Genomic DNA, 14324 nt, shown 5'->3' on the forward strand with positions numbered 1-14324 from the left:
CTAAATATTAGCCGTTCCTTTGCGCTTCAAGTTCTTCCCAACGTGCAAAGCAGGACTCCAGGTTTTTTTCCGCTTCCGCCAAAGCCGTCAGCACCGGCTGGGTCTCTTCATACGGACGGTTGTAAAAACCGGCATCGCTCATTTGTGTTTGCAGCGCGTCAATCCGCTGCTCCAACTGCTCGATTTGCAACGGCAGTTGATCCAACTCGCGCTGTTGGTTATAGCTCAGTTTTGCCGAATTGCGTTTAGCGGGCTGTGCGGAAGTGCTGCCGGACGCTGCAGATGAGTGATTCGGCGCGGATGACGCCGGCGCGCTACGCAACGGAATTGACTCGGCGCGCTGCTTCCGGGCGTCGTAGTAACCACCGACATAACGGGAGATCTCCCCGTCGCCTTCGAAGATCCAGCATTCCGTCACCGAATTATCGACAAACTGGCGATCGTGACTGACCAGCAGCACGGTTCCCTGATAGCCGTCGATCAACTCTTCCAGCAGCTCCAGCGTTTCCACATCCAGATCGTTGGTGGGCTCATCGAGGATCAGCAGATTACTGGGTTTCAGAAACAAGCGCGCCAGCAATAAGCGGTTGCGCTCGCCGCCGGAGAGGGCTTTAACCGGCGTCATCGCGCGTTTCGGGTGGAACAGAAAGTCCTGCAGGTATCCCAGCACATGACGCGGACGGCCGTTGACCATCACCTCCTGTTTGCCTTCCGTCAGGTTATCCATCACGGTACGTTCCGGATCCAGCTCGGCGCGGTGCTGATCGAAATAAGCCACTTCCAGTTTGGTGCCGCAGTGAACCCGTCCGCCGGTGGGCGTCAGTTCCCCCAGCATCAGCTTCAACAGCGTGGTTTTACCGCAGCCGTTCGGCCCCACCAGGGCGATTTTATCGCCGCGCTGCACCTGAGCGGAGAAATTGCGGGCCAGAATTTTGTTGTCAATCTGGTAGTTAACCGCTTCCAGTTCGAAAACAATCTTGCCGGAACGCGCCGCCTCTTCCACCTGCATTTTCGCGGAACCCATCACTTCACGGCGCTGGGAACGCTCCTGACGCATGGCTTTCAGCGCCCGCACCCGGCCCTCGTTACGGGTACGCCTCGCCTTGATGCCCTGGCGGATCCACACTTCTTCCTGCGCCAGTTTGCGATCGAACTCGGCGTTTTGCAGATCTTCCACCCGCAGGGCCTCTTCTTTCCCTTGCAGATACTTATCGTAGTTGCCCGGCCAGGAAACCAGCTTACCGCGATCCAGATCGACAATGCGGGTCGCCATATTGCGAATAAAGGAACGGTCGTGGGAGATAAATACGATGCTGCCCTGAAAGGTTTTCAGAAAGGTTTCCAGCCAGTCGATGGTTTCAATATCCAGATGGTTGGTGGGCTCATCCAGCAGCAGCACCCTGGGCGAACTGACCAGCGCGCGCCCCAGCGCCGCTTTACGCAGCCAGCCGCCGGACAGCGAGGCCAGCGGCGCGTCGGCGCTCAGACCGAGCTGCTCCAGCACTTCGTGGATGCGGCTTTCCAACTGCCACAGCCCCTGATGTTCAAGAATATCCTGCAATTTCGCCAGCTGATTCAGATTCTTTTCACTGGGATCCGTTTCCACCAGGCGCAGCGTCGCGTGGTAATTCTTCAGATAATCCGCCTGGGCGGCGACGCCTTCCGCCACAAAATCGAATACCGTGCCGGCGATATCACGCGGCGGATCCTGTTGCAAGCGCGCCACGATCAGGTCCTGCTCGTAGACGATCCGCCCGTCATCCAGCGGAATTTCCCGCGCCAGTATTTTCAGCAGCGTTGACTTGCCGGCGCCGTTACGGCCCACCAGACAGACGCGTTCGTTTTCTTCAATATGCAGTTCTGTGTTATCTAACAGCGGGGCATCGCTGAATGACAGCCATGCGCCCGATACGCTGATTAATGACATCTGTTACTTTTCCTCGCCGGCATGCGTCAGCAGCCAGCAGTTGTGAATCTGACGATTGCGGGCAAAATCCGCTGATTGCGTCGCGGCGGTAATCTCGCGCGCCGCCAGCCCTAACGCCGCCAGGCCCGGCATATCCATGCGGAATCCGCGCTTATTGTTGGAAAACATGATGGTGCCGCCGCGACGCAGCAGCCGCTTAAGATCCTTCATCAACGCCAGATGATCGCGCTGTACGTCAAACGACTCCTCCATCCGTTTCGAGTTGGAGAACGTGGGAGGATCGATAAAAATCACGTCAAACTGTTCGTTGGCCTCGCGCAGCCACGACAGGCAGTCGGCATGAATCAGACGGTGCTGGCGCCCGGTCAGGCCGTTGACCCGCAGGTTTTTTTCCGCCCACTCCAGATAGGTGCGCGACATATCCACCGTGGTGGTGCTGCGCGCCCCGCCCAGCCCCGCGTGTACGCTGGCGCTGCCGGTATAGGCGAACAGGTTGAGAAAATCCTTGCCCTGACTCATTTCACCCAGCGTTTTGCGGGCTACGCGGTGATCGAGAAACAGGCCGGTGTCCAGATAATCGGTCAGATTGACCCACAGCTTGGCGTTATACTCCGTTACCAGCAAAAATTCGCCCTTTTGCGCCAGTTTTTCATACTGGCTTTTGCCTTTCTGACGCTCACGGGTTTTTAAAATCAGCTGGTTCGACGGAATATCCAGCACGCTCAGCGTGGCGTTAATCACATCAAACAAACGCTGGCGCGCTTTCTGCGCATCCACGGTTTTCGGCGGCGCATACTCCTGCACCACCACCCAACTGCCGTAGCGGTCGACCGCCACGTTATAGTCGGGCAGATCGGCATCGTACAGGCGGTAGCATTCAATGCCTTGCTGCCTGGCCCATTTCTCCAGCTTGCGCAGATTTTTGCGCAGACGGTTGGCGAAATCCTCGGCGATGCGGCCGCTGTTTTCCTTTTCCCCCTGGCTCGCGGCAAGCTGATAGTTCTTCTGCACGCAGTCCAGCGGACCGTTTTTCGCCTTGAACTGGCGTTCGGCGCGCAGTTGCAGACAGCTGAGCAGTTCCGGCGAGGCGCTGAACAACGACAGTTGCCAGCCGCCGAACTCGCTTTTCATTTTGCGCCCCAGCAGATTGTGCAGCGCAACCAATGCCGGTTCGCTTTCCAGCCGCTCGCCGTACGGCGGATTGCTCACCACCGTGCCGACCGGTCCCTGCGGCAACGGATTCCGTAGCTGGGCGGCATCTTGCACCGCCAGGGTGATTAACTCGGCGACGCCGGCGCGGCGGGCATTAGCCCTGGCTATCTCAATCACCCGGCGGTCGTTGTCGGAGCCAAAAAAGCGCGCGGAGGTTTGCTGTAATCCCTGTCTCGCGCGCTGCTGCGCTTCCGTCAGCAATTCGCGCCACAGTTCGGCGTCGTGCCGCAGCCAGGCGTTAAAGCCCCAATGGGTGCGATGCAGACCGGGCGCGCGATCGGCGGCGATCATCGCCGCTTCAATCAGCAGCGTGCCGGAACCGCACATCGGGTCGACCAGCGGGGTGTCTTTTTGCCAGCCGGAACGCAGCACGATGGCCGCCGCCAGATTTTCTTTCAGCGGCGCCAGGCCGGCCTGCTGGCGATAACCGCGCTGATGCAACCCTTCGCCGCTCAGGTCCAACGCCACGCTGGCGGTATCGCGCTGTAAAAAGACGTTGATGCGGATATCCGGCTGCTGTTTCGCCACGTCCGGGCGCTGCCCCGTTTTGCGGGTAAAGCTGTCCACAATGGCGTCTTTGACCTTCAGCGCGCCATACTGGCTATTGCGGATATCGTCGTTGGTGCCGGTAAAATGCACGGCGAAGGTGTTGTCGACGCTGAAAATCGTCGACCAGTCGATGGCCTGTACGCCGAGGTACAAATCCAGATCGCTATGCACCTTGAACTCGTTCAGCGGCAGCAAAATGCGCGACGCCAGTCGGCTCCACAGCAGGCTTTGATACAACAGGCGATCATCGCCCTGAAAATGCACTCCTCCTTGCACCACGGCACAGGCCTGCGCGCCCAGCGCTTCAAGCTCATTTTTTAACAATTCTTCCAGACCACGGGCCGTGCTGGCAAACAGAGCATTCATATCTTCAACATCACCAAAAAGAAAATTGAGGCGCATTATAGCTAATCCGCGACGCTTGTCATAAAGTTGCCGTTTTACTTCGGCAAGGAGTCAGCGGTGATCGGCGTAACGCGGCTTTATATCCATCCGGTAAAATCCATGCGCGGTTTACAGTTATCCCACGCCGTGGCGTCGGCAAGCGGTCTGGCGCAGGATCGCGGCTTTATGGTGACGCAACCGGACGGCACCTTTATTACCGCCCGCCACTATCCGCAAATGGTGCTGTTTACCCCGGCCCTGCTGCCGGACGGCCTGTTTATCCGCGCCCCCGACGGGCAAACCGCCAGCGTACGCTTTAGCGATTTCGCCGGCGCGCCGCAGCCAACGGAAGTCTGGGGCAACCACTTTACGGCGCGAGTGGCCCCCGACGCCGTCAATAGCTGGCTGAGCCGCTACTTTCGGCGGCCGGTCCAGCTGCGCTGGGTGGGCGACAATCCATCACGCCGGGTTAAAAAACATCCCGACGTCGCGCTCTCTTTCGCCGACGGATACCCTTTCCTGTTAATCAATGAAGCCTCTTTGCAGACGCTGCGCCAACGCTGCCCGGCAGGCGTCAGGCTGGAGCAGTTCCGCCCTAATCTGGTGGTGGCCGGCGCTGCGGCGTTTGCCGAAGACAGCTGGCAAACCGTGCGGATCGGCGAGGTGATTTTCGACGTCGCCAAACCCTGTAGCCGCTGCGTGCTGACCACGGTCAGTATTGAACGCGGCAGAAAGCACCCGACGGCCGAGCCGCTGGCGACCCTGCAATCCTTCCGCAGCGCGGAAAACGGCGACGTCGATTTCGGCCTGAATCTTATTGCCCGCAACGACGGTATTATCCGCGTCGGCGATACGCTGGAAGTGCTGGCGACCAAACCGCCGCGCCCTTACGGTTCAGGCAAAGTCGTGGAGAGCGTCGCGCTCAAACCGCAAGGCGAACAGAGGATAACCATCGAATATCAGGGACAACGCCTGAAGGGAAACAATCAGCAAATCCTGCTGGAACAGCTGGAGCAGCATGGGGTGCGCATCCCCTACTCCTGCCGGGCCGGAATATGCGGCTGCTGTAAGCTGACGTTGATCGGCGGAGAGGTTGCGGCACTCAAGGAAAGCGCCGTTGGCGAAAATGGCGCCATTCTCGCCTGCAGCTGCATTCCGCAAAGCGATATCAGCCTGCAATAAAAAGGATGTCGGGCGTTACACCACGTTGGCGTACTGAAAAGGAGACGGCTTCTGTTCGTCCGCATCCTGAACGGCAACGGGCGATAATCTGTCGTGCATGATTTTTATCGCATCCCCCAGCGCCATCATTTTGCCATTCAGCATCAGCTGTTCCTGAGCCAGCAGACACAGGCTGGCTTTATCGCCGGCCTCGGCGACCAGAAAATACGCCGCGTCATTATTTTCCGTCAGCCGAACCTGAACAATATCGCCGGTTAGCGGCGCGGGCGCGGCGTCTGAAGGCTGCTGCACAAAATGCCAGCTTTTGGGCATCAGCGGTTTGAGAAAGCGGCTGGCGACCAGCGCATTCAATATTAACTCGCCCTGAAGATCCCGGTTCAATGCCATCTTTTGGCATTTTTCGTTATAGGTAAAAAATAAAGCCGCGTCCTCAACGCAGAATGCGCATTCATTAAAAGCATCCGGGGTTAGCATTTTAGACGGGAAACGCGAACGGAATAACATGCCGTTGGCGAGATCCAGCATCAGCCGATCGTGTTCGGTATCAAAATACCAGCGCCAGTTATCGTCAGGTTTCAACTTCATATTATTTACCCTTCGCCTTTTGTTACACCTATTAATAGGAAATGGCTGATTGCAAAACCATGCAATAAGAAACTATGCAATAAAAAAACCGGCAGGTGTTGATAGCTTATTTATGCAAACGAGTAAAATATAGACTAGCCGGGGGAATAAATAAACCCCCCGGAGATAAATGAAAGGCAGAAATGATTAAATATGTGTCACGATATCTTTAATCAGTCTCGGACCGCGGAAAATAAAGCCGGAATATATCTGGATCAAGGTGGCGCCGGCATCCAGCTTTTCCCGTGCGGCAATCAGAGAATCAATACCGCCTACGCCGATAATCGGCAGGCGTCCGGCTAATTCCCGCGATAACCGACGGATAATTTCCGTACTGGGCTGTTGTAAAGGACGACCGCTTAATCCCCCGGTCTGACCGCAATAATTTAATCCCTGGATCAATTTTCGATCGAGCGTGGTATTGGTGGCGATAACCCCGTCAATGTTATGACGCACCAGGCTATCCGCTATCTGGATCAATTCTTCCTCGGAAAGATCCGGCGCGATCTTTACCGCGACCGGAACATATTTCTGATATTTCTCATTTAACTCGGCCTGCTTATTTTTTATAGCCAGTAAAAGATCGTCCAGCGCCTCGCCATATTGCAGGCTGCGTAATCCCGGCGTATTAGGCGAAGAGATATTGATCGCAATATAGCCGGCATAAGGATAGATCTTATCCATGCAGATTAGATAATCCTCTTTTCCCTGCTCTACCGGCGTATCTTTATTTTTACCGATATTGATCCCTAATACGCCGCCGAAACGTGATTTTTTTACCTTCTCAACCAGATAGTCGACGCCCTGATTATTAAATCCCATGCGGTTAATCAGCCCTTCCGCTTCGACAATACGGAACAATCTCGGCTTGTCGTTTCCGGGTTGCGGACGCGGCGTTACGGTGCCCACTTCAATAAACCCGAACCCCATCGCGCCCAGCGCATCAATACAGTCGCCGTCTTTATCCAGCCCGGCGGCCAGGCCGAGCGGGTTTTTAAACGACAGCCCCATGCAGTTGACCGGCTTGGTGGGAACAGACTGACGGACGAGAAATTCGAGAGGGGTATTGGTGATACGGCGTAATTGCTGGAAGGTCAGTTCATGCGCTCGTTCTGGATCGAGCTGAAATAAAGCTTTCCTGATAACGGGATAGAACATATCGTCTCCTGAGATCCCAATCGCAAATAAACAAAGTCGGAATACGGCGAAATGGTAGTGCCATCACTGCGGAAAGTAAAACGTTTGCGCGCGGCGACTGGCGCTATTCCTACTTGGGCAGGAATAGCGCATTGGAAAACGCAGGCCAAACGGCCTGCGTATAGAGCAATATCGAACCCGGCTTTAATCCTGTAACGCTTTGCCGATCTTCTCGAACAGATCGCCGGACAGATTTTCCAGCGATTTTAACTGCTCCAGCGCCTGACGCATCAGCGCCTGCCGTTTGGCGTCATAGCGTTTTAAACGAATTAAAGGCTCGATTAATCGCGCCGCGACCTGCGGGTTGCGGGTATTGAGATCGGTCAGGATCTCGGTCAGGAAACGATAACCGCTGCCGTCTTGCGCGTGGAAGGCGGCGGGGTTTGAGGCGGTGAAAGCGCCGATCAGCGCGCGCAGGCGGTTGGGATTGTTCAGGCTGAACGAACGATGCTGCTGTAGTTCGCGCACCCGTTCCAGCACATCCGCCGCCGGGCTGGTGGCCTGAAGGGTAAACCATTTATCCATCACCAGACCGTCCTGATGCCAGCGCTCGTCAAAGTCGGCCAGCAACGCATCGCGCGCCGGCAACCGGGCGCTTACCGCGGCGGACAGCGCCGCCAGCGAATCGGTCATATTATCCGCCTGCCGATACTGCGCGTTCACCAGCTTATCCGCCTGGGTCTCATCGCCAAACGCCAGATAGTACAGGCAAATATTACGCAAGGCGCGTTTACCGATATCGCCGTGCTCAATACGGTATTGCGGCGTCAGGTTGGCGCGATAAACCGCCAGCCACTCATCCGCCATTTCTTTCGCCAGCGCCCTAACCATGCCGTCGCGCACGGCGGCGATGGCCGTCGGATCGATGGTTTCGAACAGTTCGGCGATCTCATTTTCGCTCGGCAGCGTCAGGATCTGCGACGCCAGCATGGGATCCAGCTTGTCGTCCAGCAAAATGGCGCGGAACGCGTCAACCACATGCATGGGCAATGAAAGCGCCTGCTGTTGCTGATAACGGGAGACATTCAGCCGCAGGTAATTCGCCAGCAGGCTCTGCGCCGCGTCCCAGCGGGAAAACGCATTGCTGGCGTGGCGCATCAGAAAGGTCAGCTGTGCGTCGCTCCAGGCATAGTTCAGTTTTACCGGCGCGGAAAACTCACGCAATAAAGAGGGAATCGGCTGACAGGGAACCCCATCGAAAATAAAGGTCTGTTCCGCTTCGGTAACGTTCAATACCGAAGACAACGGCTGCCCGTTTCTTTGCAGCGGGATCGCCTCGCCTTGAGCATCGTACAATTCAATATCCAGCGGAATATGCAGCGGCAGCTTCGGCTGCTTGTCGGCGCCTACCGGCGTCGCCTGGGCGACATGCAGCACATACTGCTGGGATTGCGCATCGTAATCGTCACGGATGGTCAGCACCGGGGTGCCCGACTGGCTGTACCAGCGGCGGAACTGTTTCAGATCCACGCCGGAAGCGTCTTCCATCGCCTGAACAAAATCGTCGCAGGTCGCCGCGCTGCCGTCATGGCGCTCAAAGTAAAGCCGCATGCCCGCCTGGAATTTTTCCTCGCCCAGCAGGGTGTGCAGCATGCGGATCACTTCCGATCCTTTTTCGTATACGGTCAGCGTATAGAAGTTATTCATTTCTATTACCTGATCGGGACGAATCGGGTGCGACATCGGGCTGGCGTCCTCGGCAAACTGCGCCCCTCTCATCACCCGCACATTATCAATGCGGTTAACCGCGCGGGAGCCCAGATCGGAGCTGAACTCCTGATCGCGGAACACCGTCAGCCCTTCTTTCAGGCTCAGTTGGAACCAGTCGCGGCAGGTCACGCGGTTGCCGGTCCAGTTATGGAAATATTCATGGCCGATCACCGCTTCAATATTCAGATAATCTTTATCGGTGGCGGTTTCGGCCTTGGCCAGCACATATTTGGAGTTGAATACGTTCAGCCCCTTATTTTCCATCGCCCCCATATTGAAGAAATCCACCGCGACAATCATATAAATGTCGAGGTCATACTCCAGTCCGAAGCGGGTTTCGTCCCACTTCATGGCATTCTTCAACGAGGCCATGGCCCAGCCGGCGCGATCCAGATTGCCGCGATCGACGTACAGCTCAAGCGCCACCTCGCGGCCGGAGCGGGTGGTAAAACGATCCTCCAGAAGATCAAAATCCCCGGCGACCAGCGCGAACAGGTAACAGGGCTTGGGGAACGGATCCTGCCATTCGATCCAGTGCCGGCCGTCGGCCAGCTCACCCTGGGCAATCCGGTTGCCGTTGGAAAGCAGATAGGGATAGCGCGACCTGTCGGCGGTGATGCGCGTGGTGAATTTCGCCAGCACGTCCGGGCGGTCCAGGTAATAAGTGATATGGCGAAAACCCTCCGCCTCGCACTGCGTGCACAGCGCGTCGCCCGACTGGTACAACCCTTCCAGGGCGCTATTGGCCGCCGGGTTGATCTCGGTTTCAATGCTCAGCGTAAACTCGGCCGGCAACTGCGTCAGTATCAACCCGCCATCCTGCTGCTGGTAATGCGGCCATGACGCGCCATCCACGCTCAGGCTCACCAGCTTCAGGCCTTCGCCGTCCAGCTTTAGCGGCGCCCCCTGCTCGCCCTGCAGCGTCACCTGGCTCACCGCCTTTACCCTGGTCTGCTCGGCGTGCAGGTCGAAATCCAGCGCTATCTCGCTGATGGTGTAATCCGGCGCCCGGTAGTCGTGGCGATATTTCACTTGCGGCTGTTGATTCATATAAAGTTTTCACCTCGTTATAAGCTTTATCCGTCAAGTCTATGCCTGTTGCATCAATGTTACCATGATAAAATAATGAGAATAATAATCATGCCACAGCACGTTTGAATCTCGCCTCGGGCACCCCCATATGTTGTGATAAGGTAATATTTGGCCAAGCAGGGTATACTGTTCAGACCTTGCCGATAGTCCCGCTAGTGGACATGCGTCTAACGAGGATGCTGTAACGCATTATGACTTTACACACTCCCCCGATCCTGACCTCAGTGCTGGATACCGATGCCTATAAGCTGCATATGCAACAGGCGGTATACCATCACTATTATCATGTCGATGTGGCGGCTGAATTCCGCTGCCGCGATGATGAGCTGTTAGGGATCTATGCTGAAGAGATCGCCGAACAGGTTAATTTTATGCAGCACCTGGTTTTGAGCGACGAAGAATTCAGCTATCTCTCTTCTTTACCTTTTTTCAAAGCGGATTATCTCGACTGGCTGCGGAAATTTCGTTTCAATCCCCAGCAGGTGAGTATAAAAAATCATCACGGCAGGCTGGATATCCGCATTGCCGGGCCGTGGCGCGAAGTGATCTTATGGGAAGTGCCGCTGCTGGCGGTAATCAGCGAGGTCGTCCACCGCAACCGCTCGCCGCGGATCGTGCCGCTTCAGGCGGTCGATCAACTGAATAAGACGCTGGATCACTTCCGTAAAATCAGCGCGGACGTGGATGCCAGCGGTTTCAGACTGATGGATTTCGGCACCCGCCGGCGCTTTTCCCGTGAAGTGCAGCGGATGATTGTCGCGACGTTGCAGGCCGAGTTTCCCTATTTAATCGGCACCAGCAACTATGATTTAGCCCGCCGTCTAAACCTGACGCCGGTCGGCACCCAGGCCCATGAGTGGTTTCAGGCGCATCAGCAAATCAGCCCGGAGCTTGCCAACAGCCAGCGCGCGGCGTTAGAGATGTGGCTGCGTGAATATCCCGACCAGTTAGGCATCGCGCTAACCGACTGCATTACCATGGACGCCTTTCTGCGCGACTTCGACCGCCCGTTCGCCGCCGCTTATCAGGGACTGCGGCATGACTCCGGCGATCCCATCGACTGGGGTGAAAAAGCCATCGCCCACTATCAGCGTCTGGACATCGATCCGCTAAGCAAGACGCTGGTGTTCTCCGACAATCTGAATCTCGATAAGGCGCTGCGCCTTTACCGTCATTTCCAGCAGCGCATCAATCTGGTATTCGGCATAGGAACGCGTCTGACCTGCGATATTCCCGGCGTTAAGCCATTGAATATCGTTATCAAGCTGGTGGAGTGCAACGGTAAGCCCGTCGCCAAACTTTCCGACAGCCCCGGTAAAACGATTTGTCAGGATCAGGCCTTCGTCAGTGAATTACGCAAGGCGTTCGACCTGCCCCGCGTTAAAAAAGCCAGTTGACCGCCGCATCGCGGCCCCGTTGATTGCCTGATCTTTAACCCGCCCGCGCCGGAATGCACAAAACTTATGGCATTCCGGCGATTTCTGCTTGTGTCCTGCTCGACGGCAAGTAACATAACGAATTACCCTTTTCAGGGTCATCCACTGTTTCTAAACAATATTTGATTGAAGAGAGAATTTTATGAGCGTAGTGCCTGTAGTCGACGTACTGCAAGGCCGTGTTGCCGTTGACAGCGAAGTCACCGTGCGCGGCTGGGTGCGTACCCGGAGAGATTCTAAAGCCGGTATCTCCTTTGTTGCCGTTTATGACGGCTCCTGCTTTAATCCATTACAGGCGGTGGTGAATAATAATCTCTCCAATTATCAGGACGACGTGCTGCGCCTGACCACCGGCTGCTCGGTGGAAATTACCGGTACAGTCGTGGCTTCTCCGGGCGAAGGCCAGAGCTTTGAGCTGCAGGCGTCCGAGGTCAAGGTTATCGGCTGGGTGGACGATCCCGATACCTACCCGATGGCGGCCAAACGCCACAGCATCGAATATCTGCGTGAAGTGGCGCATTTGCGTCCGCGCACCAACCTGATCGGCGCAGTGGCCCGCGTTCGTCATACGCTGGCTCAGGCTATTCACCGTTTCTTCCATGAAAACGGTTATTTTTGGGTTTCCACCCCGCTGATCACCGCTTCCGACACCGAAGGCGCCGGTGAAATGTTCCGCGTTTCCACCCTCGATCTGGAAAATCTGCCGCGTACCGAACAGGGCAAGGTGGATTTCAGCGCTGACTTTTTCGGCAAAGAAGCCTTTCTTACCGTATCCGGCCAGTTGAACGGCGAAACCTACGCCTGCGCCCTTTCCAAGGTGTATACCTTCGGACCGACGTTCCGCGCGGAAAACTCCAACACCAGCCGCCACCTGGCCGAATTCTGGATGATCGAGCCTGAAGTGGCCTTTGCTTCGCTGGATGATATCGCCGGTCTGGCGGAAAAACTGTTGAAATACGTGTTCCAGGCGGTGCTGGATGAGCGCGCGGACGATATGGCGTTTTTCGCCCAGCGCGTGGATAAGGACGCGGTCAGCCGTCTGGAAAACTTTATCACCGCTGATTTTGCCCAGGTCGACTATACCGACGCCGTGGAAATCCTGCAAAACTGCGATCAACGGTTTGAAAACCCGGTTTACTGGGGCGTCGACCTCTCTTCCGAGCACGAACGCTATCTGGCGGAGCAACACTTCAAAGCGCCGGTGGTGGTCAAAAACTATCCGAAAGATATCAAGGCATTCTATATGCGCATGAACAGCGACGGTAAAACCGTCGCCGCCATGGATGTGCTGGCGCCGGGAATCGGTGAAATTATCGGCGGTTCACAGCGCGAAGAGCGTCTGGAGCAGTTGGATAGCCGTCTGGAAGAGATGGGACTGAAGAAAGAAGACTACTGGTGGTATCGCGATCTGCGCCGTTACGGCACCATTCCGCATTCTGGTTTCGGCTTGGGCTTCGAACGGCTGATCGCCTATGTTACCGGAGTACAAAATGTGCGCGACGTTATCCCTTTCCCGCGTACGCCGAGGAACGCCAGTTTCTAAATAAAAATTTAATATAAGTAAAACAAATATGTAGAAAAGAAGAGCCGGGTCTCCCGGCTCTTCTTTTTTGATTTTAGTTATGGGTCACAAAGTTCCCTAAAATTTACATTTAGCAATACAATTTTTCCATTTGTTACCCGATTACGAAGTTAGTATCATTTTCGGGGTAGATTAACCGGCTGGTGAATGGAAAACTGCGTTCAGACACAGGACGACACCAAACTTTCAGTAATGGTTCCCTATACTTCGTATAGTTGCGTAAGGAATTGTTTATGGCAGTGGCAGGTGTCTGAATAACACCAATGAGGGTAATAATGATGAAGCGCAATATTCTTGCAGTGGTAATCCCGGCTCTGTTGGCTGCTGGTGCAGCAAACGCGGCAGAAATCTACAATAAAGATGGCAATAAGCTGGATCTGACTGGTAAAGTTAACGGCTTGCATTACTTCTCCGATAACGATGGCGACAGCGGCGACAAGACCTACGTTCGTCTGGGTTTCAAAGGCGAAACTCAGATCACCAGCGACCTCACTGGTTATGGCCGTTTCGAATATGAATTCAAAGGCAACAACGCCGAATCAGAGCAAACCGGCGATAAAACCCGTTATGCATTCGTCGGTCTGAAATTCAGCGACTACGGTTCTTTCGACTATGGCCGTAACCTGGGTATCGCTTACGACGGTCTCGCATATACCGACGTACTGCCGGAATTCGGCGGCGACTCCGCTTACACCGATAATCTGACCCAGCGCGTTGGCGGCGTGGCCACCTACCGTAACACCAATTTCTTCGGTCTGGTTGAGGGCTTGAACTTCGGCTTGCAGTATCAGGGTAAAAATGACGAAAATGCCAGTGGCCGTAACGCTCTTGGCAAACAGAACGGCGACGGCTGGGGTACTTCTCTGGAGTATAACACCGACATCGGCGTAAGCGTTGCTGGCTCCTATGCAAAATACGACCGTACTAACCGTCAATCTGCTGACGGTAAAGGACAAGATGCAGATGCTTGGGCTACCGGCTTGAAATATGATGCCAACAGCCTTTATCTTGCTGCGACTTACGGTCAATACCGTAACCTGACCTACACCAGCACCGACACTTACGGCGGATTTGCTGACAAAACCAAAGTTTTTGAAGCCGTTGCTCAATATACTTTTGATTTCGGTCTGACGCCTTCCCTGGCTTACGTTTCCGCTAAAGGAAAAGACGAGCAAAACGGCATTAACGACTATGTCACCAAGTATGTCAGCGTTGGCGGTACTTACGCGTTCAACAAAAACTTTTCTACCTATGTTGATTACCAAATCAATCTGCTCGACAGCGATAATGACTATGGCATCAGCGATGATGACATCGTTGCTGTTGGTCTGACTTACCAGTTCTAAGCTAATACCGCATCGCGCAACGGTTTAACCGTGCGCGGCGTATAAAAAAGACAGGGCTTCGGCCCTGTCTTTTTTGCTGCTAA

The 14324-nt window shown here is 55.2% G+C and carries 9 protein-coding genes; 4 read left to right on the forward strand and 5 right to left on the reverse strand.

Features of this window, described 5'->3' with window-relative positions:
• Positions 1–7: 7 nt before the first annotated feature.
• Together DDT56_RS06895 and rlmKL are read right to left on the reverse strand one after the other, a co-directional pair.
• A complete protein-coding gene (locus DDT56_RS06895; RefSeq protein WP_136165741.1) occupies positions 8–1927 on the reverse strand; it encodes an ABC transporter ATP-binding protein in 1920 nt (639 codons plus the stop codon).
• Between the two features lie 3 nt (positions 1928–1930).
• Positions 1931–4054 carry a bifunctional 23S rRNA (guanine(2069)-N(7))-methyltransferase RlmK/23S rRNA (guanine(2445)-N(2))-methyltransferase RlmL gene (gene rlmKL, locus DDT56_RS06900; RefSeq protein ID WP_210416991.1) on the reverse strand — a complete coding sequence of 708 codons (2124 nt, stop codon included), beginning with the start codon at positions 4052–4054 and terminating at the stop codon, positions 1931–1933.
• 96 nt (positions 4055–4150) lie between these two features.
• Here rlmKL and DDT56_RS06905 point away from each other — a divergent pair, with 96 nt between their 5' ends.
• A complete protein-coding gene (locus DDT56_RS06905; RefSeq protein ID WP_136165743.1) occupies positions 4151–5254 on the forward strand; it encodes a YcbX family protein in 1104 nt (367 codons plus the stop codon).
• Between the two features lie 15 nt (positions 5255–5269).
• Here DDT56_RS06905 and DDT56_RS06910 read toward each other — a convergent pair whose 3' ends face one another.
• The 3 genes from DDT56_RS06910 to pepN form a co-directional block, all read right to left on the reverse strand.
• Entirely contained in the window at positions 5270–5839 is a 570-nt protein-coding gene (locus DDT56_RS06910) for a cell division protein ZapC (RefSeq protein WP_136165744.1), read from the reverse strand.
• 186 nt (positions 5840–6025) lie between these two features.
• The gene (pyrD, locus tag DDT56_RS06915) at positions 6026–7036 is read right to left on the reverse strand and encodes a quinone-dependent dihydroorotate dehydrogenase (RefSeq protein WP_136165745.1); all 1011 of its coding nucleotides are present in this window, start codon (positions 7034–7036) and stop codon (positions 6026–6028) included.
• A gap of 183 nt (positions 7037–7219) precedes the next feature.
• The gene (pepN, locus tag DDT56_RS06920) at positions 7220–9835 is read right to left on the reverse strand and encodes an aminopeptidase N (RefSeq protein ID WP_136165746.1); all 2616 of its coding nucleotides are present in this window, start codon (positions 9833–9835) and stop codon (positions 7220–7222) included.
• A gap of 233 nt (positions 9836–10068) precedes the next feature.
• Here pepN and pncB point away from each other — a divergent pair, with 233 nt between their 5' ends.
• The 3 genes from pncB to DDT56_RS06935 all read left to right on the forward strand — a co-directional run bounded on the left by pncB (position 10069) and on the right by DDT56_RS06935 (position 14241).
• Entirely contained in the window at positions 10069–11274 is a 1206-nt protein-coding gene (pncB, locus tag DDT56_RS06925; protein ID WP_136165747.1) for a nicotinate phosphoribosyltransferase, read from the forward strand.
• A 181-nt stretch (positions 11275–11455) separates the two neighbouring features.
• A complete protein-coding gene (gene asnS / locus DDT56_RS06930) occupies positions 11456–12856 on the forward strand; it encodes an asparagine--tRNA ligase (protein WP_136165748.1) in 1401 nt (466 codons plus the stop codon).
• 314 nt (positions 12857–13170) lie between these two features.
• Positions 13171–14241, forward strand: a complete 1071-nt coding sequence (locus tag DDT56_RS06935) for a porin (RefSeq protein WP_305764580.1) — start codon at positions 13171–13173, stop codon at positions 14239–14241.
• Positions 14242–14324: the final 83 nt, after the last annotated feature.

The organism is Brenneria corticis, from assembly GCF_003115855.1.
Taxonomy (GTDB): domain Bacteria; phylum Pseudomonadota; class Gammaproteobacteria; order Enterobacterales; family Enterobacteriaceae; genus Brenneria; species Brenneria corticis.

What these genes read in the sequence shown, in the direction of transcription:
- DDT56_RS06895 (WP_136165741.1), bottom strand. Translation starts at nt 1,927, where the DNA reads ATGTCATTAATCAGCGTATCGGGCGCATGGCTGTCATTCAGCGATGCC.
- rlmKL (WP_210416991.1), bottom strand. Translation starts at nt 4,054, where the DNA reads ATGAATGCTCTGTTTGCCAGCACGGCCCGTGGTCTGGAAGAATTGTTA.
- DDT56_RS06910 (WP_136165744.1), bottom strand. Translation starts at nt 5,839, where the DNA reads ATGAAGTTGAAACCTGACGATAACTGGCGCTGGTATTTTGATACCGAA.
- pyrD (WP_136165745.1), bottom strand. Translation starts at nt 7,036, where the DNA reads ATGTTCTATCCCGTTATCAGGAAAGCTTTATTTCAGCTCGATCCAGAA.
- pepN (WP_136165746.1), bottom strand. Translation starts at nt 9,835, where the DNA reads ATGAATCAACAGCCGCAAGTGAAATATCGCCACGACTACCGGGCGCCG.
- pncB (WP_136165747.1), top strand. Translation starts at nt 10,069, where the DNA reads ATGACTTTACACACTCCCCCGATCCTGACCTCAGTGCTGGATACCGAT.
- asnS (WP_136165748.1), top strand. Translation starts at nt 11,456, where the DNA reads ATGAGCGTAGTGCCTGTAGTCGACGTACTGCAAGGCCGTGTTGCCGTT.
- DDT56_RS06935 (WP_305764580.1), top strand. Translation starts at nt 13,171, where the DNA reads ATGATGAAGCGCAATATTCTTGCAGTGGTAATCCCGGCTCTGTTGGCT.